The 17,165-nt window shown below is 72.6% G+C and carries 11 protein-coding genes and 1 riboswitch; of the genes, 2 read left to right on the forward strand and 9 right to left on the reverse strand.

The genetic code is table 11. The annotated features are described in order from the left end of the window. Positions 1 to 8: 8 nt before the first annotated feature. From secA to BJ983_RS15365, 7 genes are all read right to left on the reverse strand, one after another. Positions 9 to 3,194, reverse strand: coding sequence for a preprotein translocase subunit SecA (secA, locus tag BJ983_RS15335; RefSeq protein WP_179794571.1), 3,186 nt, complete (start codon positions 3,192 to 3,194; stop codon positions 9 to 11). Between the two features lie 176 nt (positions 3,195 to 3,370). After that, positions 3,371 to 4,042 carry a ribosome hibernation-promoting factor, HPF/YfiA family gene (hpf, locus tag BJ983_RS15340; protein ID WP_179794572.1) on the reverse strand — a complete coding sequence of 224 codons (672 nt, stop codon included), beginning with the start codon at positions 4,040 to 4,042 and terminating at the stop codon, positions 3,371 to 3,373. A gap of 113 nt (positions 4,043 to 4,155) precedes the next feature. Next, entirely contained in the window at positions 4,156 to 5,013 is an 858-nt protein-coding gene (locus tag BJ983_RS15345) for a ComF family protein (RefSeq protein WP_179794573.1), read from the reverse strand. Between the two features lie 137 nt (positions 5,014 to 5,150). Further along, on the reverse strand, positions 5,151 to 6,980 hold the full coding sequence (locus BJ983_RS15350; protein WP_179794574.1) for an LpqB family beta-propeller domain-containing protein: 1,830 nt from the start codon (positions 6,978 to 6,980) through the stop codon (positions 5,151 to 5,153). After that, complete coding sequence (mtrB, locus tag BJ983_RS15355) at positions 6,977 to 8,776, reverse strand: MtrAB system histidine kinase MtrB (RefSeq protein WP_343054200.1); 1,800 nt, start codon at positions 8,774 to 8,776, stop codon at positions 6,977 to 6,979. Before mtrB ends, BJ983_RS15350 begins: the two co-directional genes overlap by 4 nt. Before the next feature lie 30 nt (positions 8,777 to 8,806). Then, positions 8,807 to 9,484: an MtrAB system response regulator MtrA gene (gene mtrA / locus BJ983_RS15360; RefSeq protein ID WP_179794575.1), complete on the reverse strand. Its 678-nt coding sequence runs from the start codon at positions 9,482 to 9,484 to the stop codon at positions 8,807 to 8,809. After that, positions 9,481 to 10,185 (reverse strand): dTMP kinase, encoded by a 705-nt coding sequence (locus BJ983_RS15365; protein ID WP_343054201.1) that lies wholly within the window; start codon positions 10,183 to 10,185, stop codon positions 9,481 to 9,483. The genes mtrA and BJ983_RS15365 overlap by 4 nt, the downstream gene beginning before the upstream one ends. A 330-nt stretch (positions 10,186 to 10,515) precedes the next feature. On the opposite strand from BJ983_RS15365, the gene BJ983_RS15370 reads away from it, so the two are divergent. Further along, positions 10,516 to 11,589 (forward strand): IS110 family RNA-guided transposase, encoded by a 1,074-nt coding sequence (locus BJ983_RS15370; protein ID WP_179792414.1) that lies wholly within the window; start codon positions 10,516 to 10,518, stop codon positions 11,587 to 11,589. A 304-nt stretch (positions 11,590 to 11,893) separates the two neighbouring features. On the opposite strand, the gene ahcY is transcribed toward BJ983_RS15370, so the two are convergent. Beyond that, a complete protein-coding gene (ahcY, locus tag BJ983_RS15375) occupies positions 11,894 to 13,375 on the reverse strand; it encodes an adenosylhomocysteinase (RefSeq protein WP_179794576.1) in 1,482 nt (493 codons plus the stop codon). A gap of 88 nt (positions 13,376 to 13,463) precedes the next feature. Beyond that, positions 13,464 to 13,541: riboswitch (S-adenosyl-L-homocysteine riboswitch) on the reverse strand. A gap of 235 nt (positions 13,542 to 13,776) precedes the next feature. On the opposite strand from ahcY, the gene BJ983_RS15380 reads away from it, so the two are divergent. Then, complete coding sequence (locus BJ983_RS15380; protein ID WP_246325599.1) at positions 13,777 to 15,423, forward strand: long-chain fatty acid--CoA ligase; 1,647 nt, start codon at positions 13,777 to 13,779, stop codon at positions 15,421 to 15,423. An 82-nt stretch (positions 15,424 to 15,505) separates the two neighbouring features. Here the strand turns inward: BJ983_RS15380 and BJ983_RS15385 are convergent, their stop codons facing one another. Next, positions 15,506 to 17,044 (reverse strand): APC family permease, encoded by a 1,539-nt coding sequence (locus BJ983_RS15385; protein ID WP_179794577.1) that lies wholly within the window; start codon positions 17,042 to 17,044, stop codon positions 15,506 to 15,508. Positions 17,045 to 17,165 lie beyond the last annotated feature (121 nt).

The following is a 17,165-nucleotide window of genomic DNA, read 5'->3' on the forward strand; positions in this document are numbered from 1 at the left end:
CGACGGGGTCAGCCCCGGGCGGGCGCCCCGTGGCACTGCTTGTACTTGCGACCGGAGCCGCAGGGGCACGGCGCGTTGCGCGACGGGGTGTCGGCCCGGCGTGCCTGCTGCGGGTTACCGGGGTTGCCGCCGCCCGCGTGCCGACCGCCCTGCTGGCCGTTCCCGCCACCGGCGGCCGCCCGGCCGTCCTCGTCGGGACCCGAGTAGTTGAGCTGCTGCGGACGGTGTCCGCCCAGCCCGGCGCCGCGGAACGCGTCCGGCACCGGGCCGCCGTTCAGCTGCGACATCGCGGGGCCGGCCGCGGTCGGCTGCGTGGCCGGCTCGGCCGGGCGCGGGGCCTGGCGGCCCTGCCGTCCGGTCGGCACCCGGCCCGAGCGGCCGGTCGGCACCGGGGCCACGGGCGGCTGCGGACCGCTCGGCTGGGACGGCCGGTCGACGGGGGCCGGGGGCCGGCCCGCCGCCGGGATCGCGGTGGTCGGCGTCGAGCGCGGGTCCGGCGGGACCATGCGCGGGGGCGCGGTCGGGCGGCCCGGCACCGGGCCCCCGTTCGGGCCCAGTGGCCGGGGCGGGGCCGAGACCGGCGCCGCACCCGCCGTCGTGAGCCGACGGCCGTCCTGCGGCGGCTCCGGCGTGATCGCGGGCTGCATCGCCGTGTCGGTGTTCGGGTTCGCCCCGGGCACCGCGTCGACCGGGGCGACCTCCTCGACCTGGATCGTCAGGTTGAACAGGAAGCCGACGGACTCCTCCTTGATGCCCTCCATCATGGAGGTGAACATCTCGAAGCCCTCGCGCTTGTACTCGATCTTCGGGTCGCGCTGCGCCATCGCTCGCAGGCCGATGCCCTGCTTGAGGTAGTCCATCTCGTACAGGTGCTCGCGCCACTTGCGGTCGAGCACCGAGAGGATCACCTGGCGCTCGAGCTCGCGCATCCCGCCCTCGGGCACGATGCCGTCGATCTCGGCCTCGCGGCGCCGGTAGGCCTCGAGCGCGTCCTCGGTGAGGATCTCCATGAGGAGGTCGCGGTCGATGTCGTCGTGCTCCTCGGCCACGTCCTCCCAGTTCACCCCGACCGGGTAGAGCTGGCGCAGGCCCTCCCAGAGCTTCTCGAGGTCCCAGTCCTCGCTGTAGCCCTCGGACGTCGCACCGTCGACGTAGGCGGTGACGACGTCGACGATCATGTTCTGGATCTGCTCGGACAGGTTCTCGCCGTCGAGCACGCGGTGGCGCTCGTCGTAGATCACCGTCCGCTGCTGGTTCATGACCTCGTCGTACTCGAGGATGTCCTTGCGGATCTCGAAGTTCTGCTGCTCGACCTGGGTCTGCGCGCTGCGGATCGCCCGGGAGACCATCTTGGCCTCGATCGGCATGTCCTCGGGCAGGTTGAACCGCGTCATGATCGTCTCGACCATGGCACCGTTGAACCGGCGCATGAGCTCGTCGCCGAGCGAGAGGTAGAAGCGGGACTCGCCGGGGTCGCCCTGGCGGCCCGCGCGACCGCGGAGCTGGTTGTCGATGCGCCGCGACTCGTGCCGCTCGGTGCCGAGGACGTAGAGGCCGCCGGCCTTCTTGACCTCCTCGCCCTCGCGTCGCACGTCGTCCTTGACCCGGGCGAGGGTGTCGTCCCACGCCGCCTCGTACTCCTCGCGCGTCTCGACCGGGTCGAGGCCCTTGGCGCGCAGCTCGAGGTCGGCGATGAAGTCGGGGTTGCCGCCGAGGACGATGTCGGTGCCTCGACCGGCCATGTTCGTGGCGACCGTGACGGCCCGGCGGCGGCCGGCCTGGGCGATGATCCCGGCCTCCTGCTCGTGGAACTTCGCGTTGAGCACGGAGTGCTCGACGCCGCGCTGCACGAGCAGCTTCGCGAGGTACTCGGAGCGCTCGACGCTCGTGGTGCCGATCAGCACCGGCTGGCCGCGCTCGTAGTGCTCGGCGATGTCGTCGGCCACGGCCTCGAACTTGGCCGCCTCGGTCTTGTAGACCAGGTCGGGCTGGTCGACGCGCTGCGGCGGCCGGTTGGTCGGGATCGGCACGACGCCGAGCTTGTAGGTCTTGGACAGCTCGGCGGCCTCGGTCTGGGCCGTACCGGTCATCCCGGAGAGCTTCTCGTAGAGGCGGAAGTAGTTCTGCAGCGTGATCGTGGCGAGCGTCTGGTTCTCCTGCTTGATCTCGACGCCCTCCTTCGCCTCGATCGCCTGGTGCAGACCCTCGTTGTAGCGGCGGCCGGCGAGCACGCGGCCGGTGAACTCGTCGACGATCAGGACCTCGCCGTCGCGGACGATGTAGTCCTTGTCCTTGAGGAAGAGCTCCTTGACCTTGATCGCGTTGTTCAGGTAACCGACCAGCGGGGTGTTCGCGGCCTCGTAGAGGTTCTCGATGCCGAGCTGGTCCTCGATGAAGGCGACGCCCTCCTCGGTGACCCCGACGGTCTTCTTCCGCTCGTCGACCTCGTAGTGCAGGTCCTTCGACATCTTCGGGGCCAGGCGCGCGAACTCGGAGTACCAGCGGGCGCTCTGCTCGGCGGGGCCGGAGATGATCAGCGGCGTCCGGGCCTCGTCGATGAGGATCGAGTCGACCTCGTCGACGATCGCGAAGACGTGGCCGCGCTGCACGCACTCGGACTTCGCCCACGCCATGTTGTCGCGCAGGTAGTCGAAGCCGAACTCGTTGTTCGTGCCGTAGGTGATGTCGGCCTTGTAGGCCTCGCGGCGCTCCTCGGGCGGCATCTCCGAGTAGATCGCGCCGACGGTCAGGCCGAGGAAGCGGTGGACGCGGCCCATCCACTCCGAGTCGCGGCGGGCGAGGTAGTCGTTCGTGGTGACCACGTGGACGCCGTCGCCGGTGATGCCGTTGAGGTAGGCGGGCAGCGTGGAGACCAGCGTCTTGCCCTCGCCGGTGCGCATCTCGGCGACGTTGCCCAGGTGCAGCGCCGCGCCGCCCATGAGCTGCACGCGGTAGTGGAACTGCCCGAGGGTGCGCTTGGCCCCCTCGCGGACGACGGCGAACGCCTCGCCCAGCATGTCGTCGAGCGACTCCCCGTCCGCGTAGCGGTCGCGGAACTCCTGGGTCTTGCCCCGCAGCTCGGCGTCGGAGAGCGCCTCGATCTCGTCGGCGAAGGTGTCGACGTAGTCCGCGATGGCGCCGAGGCGCTTGACCGTCCTCGCCTCGCCGGCCCGCAGCAGTCGGTTCAGCACCACGATGGGTGACCTCGCTCGTCCTCGTCGTCGTCGGCCCGCGTCCGGCACTCGCGTGCGAGTGCGTGGGCGCACCCCCCATGGTAAGCGCGCGCCCCGACAGGGGCCCGGGGCCCGGTCGTCGCCCGACCGGACCCCGCGACCCCGCGGACCGTCCGACGGTGTCGTCGGCGGGGACGTCAGACGAGGTGGATGACGCCGTAGTCGTAGCCGCGGCGCCGGTAGACCACGCTCGGTCGGCCGGTGGACTTGTCGGAGAACAGGAAGAAGTCGTGCCCGACCAGTTCCATCCGCGACAGGGCGTCGTCGACCGTCATGGGGACCGCCTCGTGCTCCTTCACGCGGGCGATGTGGCCGGGGCCGTCGCCGTCGACCTCGCGGTCGAAGCGGTCGTCGAGGGCCTCGCGGGCGGCCGGGACGGTGTCGGTCGGCGCGGTGTCGTCGGCCTCCCGGAGTGGGTCGGGCAGGGCCTCGTCGAGCTCGGCGCCGGAGGTCGGCAGCTCCTCGCCCGGTCCGCCGGCGCCGACGACCACGCGGCGACGCGCGGTGCGGTGCACGCGACGGTCGTGGGAACGGCGCATCCGCTCCTCGAGGCGGCCGATGGCCAGGTCGAGGGCGGAGTAGAAGTCGCCGGCGCTGGCGACGGCGCGGACGACGGGTCCGCGTCCGCGGCCGGTGATCTCCACGCTCTGACAGGTCTTGGTCTGGCGCGGGTTGTTCTCGTGCGAGAGCTCGACGGACATCCGGATGACCTTGTGGTCATAGCGTCCGAGTCGGGCCAACTTCTCGGTCGTGTGGTCACGGAAATGCTCCGGGACCTCGACGTTGCGGCCACAGATGACGATCTCCACATCAACTCCCGGGGGAAGTACGGAGCGCCGCCACCCGGCCGGGCAGGCCCGTGGCGTCGCGGTAGGACTCCTCGTGCCTCCTCTCGGTCGCCGGACCGGTGAGAGGGGACACGCTAGCGATTCCGGCGGGTGGCCGGAAGGTGTCGGGCGGGCGTCTCCCTGGTCGGGGGAGACGCAGCGGAGCGGAGCTCGACCGCGGGGTGGGGACGGACGGCCGCGTCCTGCTCCCGGCGGCTGGACACCGGGCGCGGTGCAGCCGTCCGGGTGACCCCCCGTCGAGGGAGGCGACCCCCGGGCACCACCGGTCGCCGGGCCCCGACCGCGGTGACGACCAGGACCAGGTCGACGGGCAGCCCCGCGGCCGCCAGGGCGCGTGAGCACGCCAGGGCGGTGGCCCCGGTGGTGAGGACGTCGTCGAGCAGCACCACCGCGGGTCGCCCGGTCGGCGGGCGGAGGCCCGGCCGGACCCGCAGGTGGGCCGCCAGGTTCGCGGCGCGCGCCCGGGCGTCCAGACCGACGGAGTCCCGCGCCCGCCACGACAGCGCCAGGGCGGGCAGCGCGACGTGGTCGCCGCCGGCCGCGACCGCCCGGGCCAGCCGCAGCATGTGGTCGCCGCCCCGCGCCCGGGCCGCCCCCGGCCGGGAGGGCGCGGGAACGAGCAGGCACTCCTCGCGCGGGAGGGCCTGGGCGAGCGCCGCCGCGAGGGCCCCGGCCAGGGGCACGGCGAGGTCCCGGCGGCCGCGCTCCTTGTAGGCGATCACGGCCCGCCGGGGTGCTCCGCGGTAGGGCGCGAGCGCCAGGGCGGGCGGGAGCCCGGCCAGCTCGGGGGTCGGTACCGGCCGCGCCAGGTCGGCCCGGCAGGCCGTGCAGAGCCCCTCCCCCGGCGCCACCACGGCGTCGCAGCCGCCGCACGGGGTCGGGAGCAGCAGGTCGAGCAGGGCGCGCACGGCACGCCGCAGGGCGGGGATCACGGTCGGAGATGCTCGGCGCGCCCGTCCCGGACCGCCAGGAGCCCTCCCGGGCCTGGGGACGGCCCGACGTCGGGAACGGGCCTGGGGACGGACCACTGGGCCGGACGCCGCCTCCCACGGGCGGGTGGAGCAGGCGCCTAGCCCGGGTAGGCGGGCACCGACGAGTTCGACCCGCCGGGGACGGAGCTCCAGACGTCGCCGCCGCTCGCCGGCAGCGACCAGAGCCCGCCCTGGTCCACCACGAGGGTCGGCCGCTCCGGGGCCGCCGCGACGGCGGTGACGGGCGGGGTGAGGTTCGTGGTGGTCGGGCTGTCGAGCTCGAGGCCGTCGACCGAGGCGACCTGCACCGGCCGTCCGAGCGCCGTGCCGACCGCGACCAGCCGGTCGGTCTGCGACCAGGTCACGTCCAGCACGCCGGCGAGGGCCTCCCCGACGGGGCCCGGCCGCAGCACCCGCACCGGCCCGAGCCGCGCGCCGCCGCCGGTGTCGCGGATGACGGTCGCGATGAGCACGCGTCCCCCGGAGACCAGCGCGACCTTCGTGCCGTCCGGGGAGAGTCGCAGCGTCGACGGCGGGCCGTAGCCGGCCAGCGGGGCGGTGTCGAGCGCGACCGGCGTCAGGGCGCCGCCGGCCCCGCGGACCGCGCGCACCGGGGTCCCGTCCACCACCGTCCACACCTCGGTGCCGTCCGGGGTCCACGACGGCCGGCTCACGACCCGACCGGCGACCGGGCTCGGGGTGGCCGCGGCCCCCGTGCGCCCCACCCACAGGCGCATCCCGTCGAGACCGTTGCCGACCACGGCGACGTCGCGGCCGTCGGGCGAGAGGCTGGCGCTGCGGGCGTCGTCGACGCCGGTGACGAGGTCGGGACCGTTCGTGGTCGCGGTCGACGGGTCCGGCACCGTGAGCACCCGGCCGCCGGTCACCACGAGGGCGGGCGGGGTGGCCGCGGTCGACGCCGTGTTCCCGCTCGGGAGGTCGGGCCGTTCCCGGACGACGGGCGGCAGGGCGGCGAGGACGTCGCCGACGCCGAGCTCGGTGCGCCCCTCGACGAGCGGCTCGCCGTCCACGCTGGGGGCGACGCGGTCGATGCCGACCCCGGCCAGCGTGAGCACGATCTGCTGGGCGATCTCCGTCCGGCGCGCCTCGTCGAGCGCGTCGACCGGACCGATCCGGGTGAGGTCGACGGTGGTCACGCCGTCCGCGCTCGTGCCCACCGCGGAGCGCAGCATCGCGCCCGCCGGGAGGGCGGACAGGGCGGCCCCGCGCAGGTCCTCCGACGGCCCGGACAGCAGTTCGTCGAGCACCCGCGACGCGACCGACCGGGCCGGGCTCGTGGCGAGGTAGCGGGTCTCCGCCACCGGTGCGCCGCCCACCGCCGCCTGGAACCAGATGCGGACCGGGCGCGTGTTCGCCCGCAGGTCGGTGCGGCGCACGATCGTCCCGGGCGGCAGGTCGGCGATCCGCCACACCCCGTTGTCCTGCGTGAGGCGCACGGTCACGTCGACCGTCCCCGGGTCGGCCACGAAGGCGCCGTCCGGGCGCAGGACGCCGAGCTTGTCCGCCCGCACCCGCACCGACGCGTCCGGGGACTGGCCGCTGCCGGCGACGAAGGTGGTGTCGACGCGGTCGGAGACGACGGTCGGCGAGGCCCCGTCGTCCCAGCTCCCGGCGGTCGCCGGACTGAGGAAGGCCCGCGCCGCGCTGTGCCGCTCCGCCGTCGAGCCCGAGGCGAGGATCCAGCCGCGGACGATCTCCAGCGGCCCCGCGCCCCGGGCGGGACCGGGCGGGGCGCTCGGCTCGGCCGGGTCGCCGACCCGCCGCAGCACCGTGACGTCCGACGAGCCGGGCACCGTCGCGCAGCCCGCCGGCAGCAGCGCGACGAGCCCGAGGACGGCGGCCAGCACGGCCCGGGCGGGGCGAGCGGAGCGACGGGAGGGAGAACGCCGTCGGGACCCTCCGGTCATCGCACGTCCTCCGGCGTTCCCGACGGTCGAGCTCCGCTGCGCTCCGTCTCCGGTCCCGACGACGGGTCCGGCAGGTCCTCGGGCACGATCGCCGCGAACTCGCCGGTCTCCGGGGGCGGCAGCGCCGTCCCGGTGGTGCCCGCGGCCTCGTGGATGCCGGGCTCGGCCTCCGCGGGCGCCGCCGAGACGGGGATGAGTGGCAGCGGGCTGGTGCGCAGCAGGTCCCCCGCCTCGCGCGGGAGCGTCAGGCGGAACACGGAGCCGTGGTCGGTCTCCCCCCACGCCTGCAGCCAGCCGCCCTGCAGGCGCGCGTCCTCGAGGCTGATCGCGAGGCCCAGGCCGGTGCCGCCGCTGCGGCGCTGCCGGGAGGGGTCGGCGCGCCAGAACCGGTTGAACACCAGGCCGGCCTCGCCGGGCTTGAGCCCGATCCCGTGGTCGCGCACCACGACGGCCACGGCGTGCTCGTCGGCCGCGACCCGCACCTCCACCGGCCGGCTCTCGCCGTGGTCGATCGCGTTGGCCAGGAGGTTGCGCAGGATGCGCTCGACCCGGCGCGGATCGACCTCGGCCACGGCCGGGTCGGTGAGGTCCAGCAGCAGTGGGGTCGCGCTGTCGTCCACGAGGTGGCGAACGGTCTCGGCGGCGCGGCGCACCACGTCGCGGACGTCGACCTGCTCGACGGCGAGCTCGGCGACCCCGGCGTCGAGCCGGCTGATCTCGAGCAGGTCGCCGAGCAGGGACTCGAAGCGGTCCAGCTCGTCCACCAGCAGCTGCGCGCTGCGCTGCGCGATCCGGTCCATGTCCTCGGCCTGCGCGTGCAGGACCTCGGCCGCCATCCGGACCGTCGTCAGCGGCGTCCGCAGCTCGTGGCTGACGTCGGAGGTGAAGCGCCGCTGCAGCGCGCCGAACTCCTCGAGCTGGTGGATCTGCTGCTGGATGCTCGCGGCCATCTCGTTGTACGACTCCGCGAGGCGCGCCACCTCGTCGTCGCCGTAGACCGGCATCCGCTCGTCGAGGTGGCCGTCGGCGAACCGCTCGGCCACGTCCGCGGCCTGCCGCACCGGCCGGACGACCTGCCGCGTCACGATGCTCGAGATGCCCGCGAGCAGGCCCAGCAGCGCCAGCCCGGCGAGGGCCAGCGTCGACTGGATCAGCGCGAGCGTCCGCTGCTCCGCCGAGAGTGGGAAGATCAGGTACAGCTGCAGGTTGCGACCGGCGGTCCGCACCGGCTGCCCCACGACGTAGGCGGGCACGTCCGGGCGCCCGGCCTGGCTCACCGTCACGTACTTGGTCGCGAGGAAGCCCTTGAGCACCGGGGCGCGCAGCTGCGGGGGCACCACGCTCGCCGGTCCCGACGACGGGTCGGTCACCGACCCGGTCGCCCCCACCGCCCCCGGCGTCCCGATCGCCTCCGTGCCGGCCACCAGCACGGCCTCGAACGCCCCGGCGTCCCGGTCCGACCCGGAACCCGACGACGTGAGCCCGTCGAGGGCCTCGTCGAGCGTGGCCTGCGTGCCGTCGCGGTCGGGGTCGACCCGGGCGAGATCGCGCTCGAGGTTGCCGCGGCTGATGTCGGCCTGCACCAGGGCGGCCTGCTCCTTGCCCTCGAGCAGCCGGTCCGCGATCTGGGTCTGCAGGACCAGCCCGAGCACCAGCACCACCACGGTCGACATCGCGACCGTGGAGAGCACCACGCGCAGCTGCATCGAGCGGCGCCACAGCACGCGGACGGCGCCGACCCGCTCGGCGAGGGCCAGTTCGGCGCGACGACGGAGCCCGGCGAGACGGTCAGCCACGGGGCGCGCCGCGACGGGAGGCCATGCCGATCAGGGCGGTCCGGCCTTGTAGCCGACGCCGCGCACCGTGAGCACCACCTCGGGGTGCTCCGGGTCCTTCTCCACCTTCGAGCGCAGCCGCTGCACGTGGACGTTGACCAGCCGCGTGTCCGCCGCGTGCCGGTAGCCCCACACCTGCTCCAGCAGCACCTCGCGGGTGAACACCTGCCGCGGCTTGCGGGCCAGTGCCACCAGCAGGTCGAACTCCAGCGGCGTCAGCGGGATCGGGGCGCCGCCCCGCCGCACCTGGTGCGCCGGCACGTCGATCGTCACGTCGCCGATCTGCATCTGCTCGCTCGGCTCGCTGGGGAACTGCCGCAGCCGCGCCCGGATCCGCGCGACCAGTTCCTTCGGCTTGAACGGCTTGACGATGTAGTCGTCCGCCCCCGACTCCAGGCCGAGGACGATGTCCACCGTGTCGGTCTTCGCCGTCAGCATGACGACGGGCACCCCGGACTCCGCCCGGATCGCCCGGCACACGTCGATCCCGTTCATCCCCGGGAGCATCAGGTCGAGCAGCACCAGATCCGGCGCGGACTCCCGCACGGTCGGCAGTGCCTCGGCCCCGTCGGAGACGACGGTCGTCTCGAACCCCTCGCCCTGCAGGACGATCGTCAGCATCTCGGCGAGCGAGGAGTCGTCGTCCACGACCAGGATCCGGGAACTCATGTCTCAATGGTGTCACTTCTCACCGACGATCCGGGAGCGAATGCGTCCGTGAGCACGGCATCCAGGATCGCGTCAGCCGTACGGGTGAGCGCATCATCCCCCGACTGCCGATTGTCCGACACCCACCAGGGGGAGAGCCACTGCTCCGCGACGAGGGCGTCGTAGACCGCGGCACACCGGCCCTGCAGGGCGGCGTCGGCCTCGAACCCGTCGGCCGCGCGGTCGGGCTGCTGTGCGGCCCGGTCCCGGACCCGCTGCGCCGCGAGGTCCGGCGGCACCCGCACCAGCACCTGCGCGTCCGGGAGCGGGAGCCCGAACCGCTCGATCTCGGTGGCCCGCACCCAGTCGGCGAAGGGCCCGATCGTCTCGTGCCGCCGGGCCGAGCCGTACGCGGCGTTGGACGCGACGTAGCGGTCGACCAGCAGCAGGTCGGAGTCCCGACGAAGGGTCTCGAGCTCCTCGCGCGCCGCCCGGCGGTCGAGTGCGAACAGCAGGGCCATCGCGTGCACCGAGGCTCCCGTGTCACCGTGCGCGCCGCGCAACGCCTCGCCGGCCAGCGCCGCGTGCACGTCGTCGTCGTAGCGGGGGAACGCCAGGGTGCCGACCCGGGCGCCGCGGGCCCGGGCGCCACGGCTCAGGGCCGCGACGATCGTCGCCTTGCCCGCCCCGTCCAGGCCCTCGACGGCCACCAGAACACCCACGGACGGCACGCTAGCCAGGAACGCAGTGTGACCGCGGTGCGGGACCCGCGAGGTGCACATCGGGCAGGGCTACCGGCCTCCGGACCTGCCCCACGTGAACCTCAGTGTCAGGGTCGGTGGTGCCGCTGTTGCGGTGGTCGGGATCCTGGTCGTCGGTGCTCTGGCTCTCCATGTGACTGCCCCTGATGGGCCAGCGCGAGCTGTGCCGGGCACCGGCGGCCAGGCCGGCCGGCGTGACTTGATAGGAGCGTGGCAGCGCCCCCACTGAGGTGTGTCCGCCGACCGGCCCGGCCTGTTGTCCCCCGCAGGCTAGGAGCAGGAGACCCTTCGATGGTCCTGATGGTCGGAGTCGATGTCCACAAAGACACCCACACCGCGGTGGTGGTCGATCAACTCGGGGTGCGCCGCGCGCAGCGTCGGGTGCAGGCCACCGACGCCGGGCACCTGGAGTTGTTGGCGTGGGTCCAGGGTGTGGGTGAGGAGTTCGCGGTCGCGGCTGGGCCCGAGATCGAGTGGGCGGTGGAGGACTGCCGGCATGTGTCGCTGCGCCTGGAGCGGGCGTTGCTCGCCGCGGGGCAGCGAGTGCGGCGGGTGCCGCCGAAGCTGATGGCCGGTGCCCGGAGCTCGGCGCGGGAGTTCGGGAAGTCCGACCCGATCGATGCGACCGCGATCGCCCGGGCCGCGTTGCGGGAGCCGGACCTGCCCCTGGCCGAGCACACCCCGGCCAGCCGGGAGCTGAAGCTGCTGGTCGATCACCGTGAGCACCTGGTGGCGGAGCGGACCGCGATGATCTGCCGGCTGCGTTGGCACCTGCACGAGCTCGATCCCGAACTCGAGCGCAGCATCCCGGCCCGCGGGCTGGACAAGCCCACCCGTCTGACCGCGCTGGCCGCGCTGCTGCCCGCCGAGCACCCCGGGCTGGTCGGCGAACTGGCCGCCGAGCTGGTCGGCGACATCGCCGCACGCACCACCCGCATCCGCGCCCTGGAGCGCGAGATCGCCCGCCGCGTCGCCCAGCTGGCCCCGCAGCTGCTCGAGTTGCCCGGCTGCGGGCCGCTCTCGGCGGCGAAGCTGCTCGCCGAGACCGCCCGCCCGGGCCGGTTCCGCTCCGAGGCCTGCTTCGCGATGCACGCCGGGGTCGCACCGATCCCGGCCTCCTCGGGGCGCACCGACCGCCACCGGCTGGCCCGCGGCGGCAACCGGCAACTCAACGCCGCCCTGCACCGCATCGCGCTGACCCAGACCCGGCTACCCGAGAGCCTCGGACGGGCCTACTACGACAAGCGTCGAGCCCGCGGCGACCGACACAACGACGCCCTCCGCGCCCTCAAACGACGCCTCGCCCGCGTCGTGTTCAACCTGCTCCGACAGACCGAACCCACCCCAACCCCCGCCGCCGCTTGACATAGGAGCAGCTCGTGGACCGGCTGGCCGACCGCAAGCCGCCGGCCGGACCCGCCGTCGGGAAGCCCCCCGCCGAGGTTCACACCAGGCAGGGCCAGCAGCCCCGGAACCTGCCCCACGTGAACCTGGTGGACCGGCCGCTCGACCCGCCCCCGGCGAGGTGCACATCAGGCAGGGCCAGCGGCCCCGGAACCTGCCCCATGTAGACCTCGCGGCGAGAGCGCGCCCGGACACGACGAAGGGCCCCGCCGCACGTGGCGACGGAGCCCTTCGAGGTCAGACCGTGGGGCGAGCCCGCGAGCGACTAGTACCGGTAGTGCTCCGGCTTGTACGGGCCCTCGACGTCGACGCCGATGTACTCGGCCTGCTCCTTGGTGAGCTTGGTCAGCTCCGCGCCGAGTGCCTCGACGTGGACCTTCGCGACCTTCTCGTCCAGGTGCTTGGGCAGGCGGTAGACGCCGATCGGGTACTCGTCCTGCTTCGTGAAGATCTCGATCTGCGCGATCGTCTGGTTCGCGAACGAGTTCGACATGACGAAGCTGGGGTGCCCGGTGGCGTTGCCCAGGTTCAGCAGGCGCCCCTCGGACAGCAGGATGATCGAGTGGCCGTCCTCGAACTTCCACTCGTCGACCTGCGGCTTGATGTTGATCCGCGTGGCGCCGGACTTCTCGAGCTTCTCGACCTGGATCTCGTTGTCGAAGTGGCCGATGTTGCCCAGGATCGCCTGGTGCTTCATCCGCTTCATGTGCTCGAGCGTGATGATGTCCTTGTTGCCGGTCGTCGTGATGACGATGTCGGCCTCGTCGATGACGTTCTCGACGGTGTTGACGTCGTAGCCCTCCATCAGCGCCTGGAGCGCGCAGATGGGGTCGGCCTCGGTGACGGTCACGCGGGCGCCCTGGCCACGCAGCGACTCCGCGGAGCCCTTGCCGACGTCGCCGAAGCCGCAGATGACGGCCTTCTTGCCGGAGATCAGCACGTCGACGGCGCGGTTGATGCCGTCGATGAGCGAGTGGCGGCAGCCGTACTTGTTGTCGAACTTCGACTTGGTGACCGAGTCGTTGACGTTGATCGCCGGGAAGAGCAGCTTGCCCTCGTTGAAGAACTCGTACAGGCGGTGCACGCCCGTCGTGGTCTCCTCGGTGACGCCGCGGATGCCCGAGGCCACCTTGGTCCAGTGCTGTGAGTCCTCGGCGAGCGAGCGACGCAGGGTCTCGAGGACGACCTGGTACTCGGCGGGGTCGTCGAGCTCGGTGCTCGGCACGACGCCGGCCTTCTCGAACTCGACACCTTTGTGGACGAGCATGGTGGCGTCGCCGCCGTCGTCCAGGATCATGTTCGGGCCGCGGGTGTCACTGTCGCGCCACGCGAGCATCTGCTCGGCGCACCACCAGTACTCCTCCAGCGACTCGCCCTTCCAGGCGAAGCAGGCGACGCCCTTGGGCTCCTCGGGGGTGCCGTGCGGGCCCACGACGACGGCGGCGGCCGCGTGGTCCTGGGTGGAGAAGATGTTGCAGGAGGCCCAGCGAACCTCGGCGCCGAGCTCGACCAGCGTCTCGATGAGCACCGCGGTCTGGATCGTCATGTGCAGCGAGCCGGAGATGCGCGCGCCGTGCAGCGGCTTCGCCTCGGAGTACTCGCGCCGCAGGGCCATCAGCCCGGGCATCTCGTGCTCGGCGAGGCGGATCTCGCGGCGACCGAAGTCGGCCTGCGAGAGGTCGGCGACCGCGAAGTCGATCCCGTTCTTCTCGGCGTACTTCTCGTGCGTGGTGCCTACTGCTGCCATGACTCCTCATCCGCTGTCGTGGGTGAGTGGTACGACCGCGCACTTCTCAGACCCGGCTCGTCGCCGGACCTCGGGCGCGGTCCTCCACCGTGTGGAGGCGCCCTTGCGATGGTGCGGAATCCACCGAGCGTGGCGGGCGAGGCCCGTTGCAGCGCCACTCGGCGGCTCCGACGCACGTCACGTGCGTTCGATTGCCGTGATTCGAGGTTCACACAGGTCCCGGGGAGGGTCAAGGCGAACGGCGGGCACGTCGCCCGACCGCGCGGAGTCCCCGCAGGTCGTCGCCCGGTAGTCCCCGATCGTCACCCGGGTCACAGTCGACCGCGTCACAGTCGGTGCGCGAGCGAACGGTATGACCGGCGCCACACTCGGCCGTAGAGTCGCGGTCCGGATCGTCGACGATGCAGCTCAGGAAGGCCGCGCCCGTGCTCGGACAGATGCAGAACCGTCCCCTCGCCCTGCCCCACGTGTTCCACCGGGCCGAGCAGATGTTCGGCCACAAGCCCCTCACCGGGATCGGGGTGGGGGGCGCTGTCACCAGCACCACCTACGCGGACTGGGCGCAGCGCGTCCGCCGCACCGCCGCCGCCCTCGACGCGCTCGGCGTCGCCGGGGACGCGCGCGTCGGCACGTTCTGCTGGAACACCCTCGCCCACCTCGAGCTCTACTTCGCAGTGCCCTGCACCGGCCGCGTGCTCCACACCCTCAACATCCGACTCTTCCCCGAGCAGCTCGTCTACATCGTCGACCACGCCGACGACGAGGTGATCTTCGTCGAGCGGGCGTTGCTCGGGCAGCTGTGGCCGCTGGTCGACCAGATGCCGCGGGTGAGGAAGTTCGTCGTCATCGACGACGGCGCCGACACCGAGATTCCCGACGACGAGCGCATCGTCGACCACGAGGAGCTGCTCGCCTCGGTGGAGCCGTTCACCGGTGCCTTCGAGATCGAGGACGAGAACACGGCCGCCGCCATGTGCTACACGTCCGGCACCACCGGTAACCCCAAGGGCGTCGTCTACTCCCACCGCTCGTCGGTGCTGCACTCCATCTCGCTCCTCATGGCCGACGTCGCGGGCATCAGCGAGCGCGACGTCATCCTGCCGATCGTCCCGATGTTCCACGCCAACGCCTGGGGCACGCCCTACGGCGCGGTGCTGTGCGGGGCGTCGATCGTCATGCCCGGGCCGAACATGGTCCCCAAGGCCATCGCCGGGATGCTGCGCGACCACGACGTCACCGTCACCGCGGGCGTGCCGACCATCTGGATGGGCGTGCTCCCCGAGCTCGAGCGCGCCGAGGTCCCGCACCTGCGCCTGCTGCTCTGCGGCGGGTCCGCCGTGCCGCGCTCCCTGTCCGAGGGCTGGCGGGAGAAGATCGGGCTGCCGATCACCCAGGCCTGGGGCATGACGGAGACGAGCCCGATCGCGACGACGGGCATGCTCCGCTCGATCCACGACGGGCTCTCCGACGACGAGCTCGCCGACGTCCGGGCGACCCAGGGCCAGGTGACGCCGCTGGTGGAGCTGCGCCTCGCCGACCCGGACTCCGGCGAGATCGTGCCCTGGGACGGCACCTCGTCGGGCGAGCTGCAGGCCGCCGGCCCGTGGATCGCGGCGTCCTACTACCGCAACGAGGACGGCGGCAAGCAGTTCACCGCGGACGGCTGGCTGCGCACCGGCGACGTGGCGATCATCGACCCCACGGGCTACGTCCGGCTCGTCGACCGGACGAAGGACCTGGTCAAGTCCGGCGGGGAGTGGATCTCCTCGGTGGACATGGAGAACCAGATCATGGGGATGCCCGAGGTCGCCGAGGCCGCGGTGATCGCGGTGCCCGACGAGAAGTGGTCGGAGCGCCCGCTGGCGTGCGTGGTGATCCGCGACGGCGCCGAGCTGACCGCCGAGCAGGTCAAGGAGTACCTCGCGACGAAGGTCGCGAAGTGGCAGATCCCCGACGACGTCGTCTTCATCGACGAGGTCCCCAAGACCTCGACGGGCAAGTTCTCGAAGAAGACGCTCCGGGAGAAGTTCGCGGCCGAGCGGGGCTGACCGCAGCCGGGCGAGCGAAGCGAGGGGAATTCGGCAGAGCCCCGACGGCGGGTCGCACCGCAACCCGCCGTCGGGATGCTCATCAGTCCCGGGGCGCGGACACCGTGCTCTCGGGGAGCTCGCCCCGCTCGCGCTTGCCGAGCACCGAGTTCCGGCGCGAGTACGCGAAGTAGATGATCACGCCGAGCACCATCCAGCCGATGAACCGGATCCAGGTCTCGACGGTCAGGTTGATCATCAGCCACAGGCACGAGATCACCGCGAGGGTCGCCACGATCGGCAGGCCCTTCACGACGAAGCTGCGCGGCAGGTCGGGCTGCTGCTTGCGCAGCACCCACGTGCCGACCGCGACGAGCACGAACGCGAACAGCGTGCCGATGTTGACCATCGACTCCAGCTCGTCGGCCGGGAAGAAGCCCGCGAGGACGGCGCAGAGCGTGCCGATGATGATCGTGATGGTCACCGGGGTGCCGCGGGAACCGGTCTTCGCGAGATTGCGCGGGAGCAGTCCGTCGCGGGACATCGCGTAGAACACCCGGCTCTGGCCGAGCATGAGGACCATGACCACGGTGGTCAGACCGGCGAGTGCCCCGACCTCGATGATCGTGGACGCCCAGTTCGCCCCGACCAGGGTGAAGGCCGTGGACAGGGTGGCCGAGTCGCCGTTCGGGCCGGTCTGCAGCTGGGTGTAGCTGACCATGCCGACCAGCACGAGCGAGGTCGCCACGTAGAGCACGGTGACGACGCCGAGCGAGCCGAGGATGCCGCGCGGCAGGTCCTTCTGCGGGTTCTTCGTCTCCTCGGCGGTGGTGGACACGGCGTCGAAGCCGATGAAGGCGAAGAAGACCAGGGACGCGCCGGCGAGCAGGCCGTACACGCCGTAGGTCGACCCGTCGCTGCCCGCGACCAGCGAGAGCAGCGAGGACTTGATGCCACCGCCGCTCTCCTGCTCGCCCCCGGGCGGCGGGATGAACGGCGAGTAGTTCGCGGACCGGATGTAGAAGGCGCCGACGACGATCACCAGGAGCACCACGCCGACCTTCACCGCGGTCATCACGGTCGACACGGTGCTCGAGAGCTTGATGCCGAGGACGAGGACGACGGTGAGGACCGCGATGATGAGCATCGCGCCCCAGTCGACGGTGAGGCCGCCCAGGTCGACCGTCGCGGCGGTGCCGTCGCCGGTGAACAGCTGACCGAGGTACTTGGCCCAGCTCGTGGAGACCACGGCCGCACCCAGCGCGTACTCCAGGACGAGGTCCCACCCGATGATCCAGGCGATGAACTCCCCGAAGGTCGCGTAGGAGAACGTGTAGGCGCTGCCCGCGACCGGCACCGTCGAGGCGAACTCGGCGTAGCACAGGCCGGCGAACCCGCACGCGATCGCGGCGATCACGAACGAGACCGCGACGGCGGGCCCGGTGATGTCCCCGGCCACCCGCGCGGTGATGGTGAAGATGCCGGCCCCGATGAGGACGGCGACCCCGAAGACGGTCAGGTCGAGTGCACCGAGCTCCCGGCGGAGCTTGCTGTCCGGTTCGTCGGTGTCGCGGATCGACTGCTCGACCGACTTGGTGCGGAACAGGCTGTTCGTCCGCGGCGAAGGCGTCGTCGTCGCCATGACCCGGCCCCCTCTCCCTGTCACATGCGCGTGTAGTGGCGCGGACCCTACTGGGGGACACCGACAACCGTCGTCCGGTACGTCCGACAGGTACCGACCTGTGGCGCATCCGGCCCAGCGG

It is taken from the genome of Actinomycetospora corticicola (genome assembly GCF_013409505.1).
GTDB classification, from domain to species: Bacteria; Actinomycetota; Actinomycetes; order Mycobacteriales; family Pseudonocardiaceae; genus Actinomycetospora; species Actinomycetospora corticicola.

Excerpts from the sequence above, each read along its gene's own strand:
- BJ983_RS15350 (WP_179794574.1), bottom strand. The coding sequence starts at position 6,980 with ATGACCGGAGGGTCCCGACGGCGTTCTCCCTCCCGTCGCTCCGCTCGC.
- mtrA (WP_179794575.1), bottom strand. The coding sequence starts at position 9,484 with ATGAGTTCCCGGATCCTGGTCGTGGACGACGACTCCTCGCTCGCCGAG.
- BJ983_RS15370 (WP_179792414.1), top strand. The coding sequence starts at position 10,516 with ATGGTCCTGATGGTCGGAGTCGATGTCCACAAAGACACCCACACCGCG.
- ahcY (WP_179794576.1), bottom strand. The coding sequence starts at position 13,375 with ATGGCAGCAGTAGGCACCACGCACGAGAAGTACGCCGAGAAGAACGGG.
- BJ983_RS15380 (WP_246325599.1), top strand. The coding sequence starts at position 13,777 with ATGCAGCTCAGGAAGGCCGCGCCCGTGCTCGGACAGATGCAGAACCGT.
- BJ983_RS15385 (WP_179794577.1), bottom strand. The coding sequence starts at position 17,044 with ATGGCGACGACGACGCCTTCGCCGCGGACGAACAGCCTGTTCCGCACC.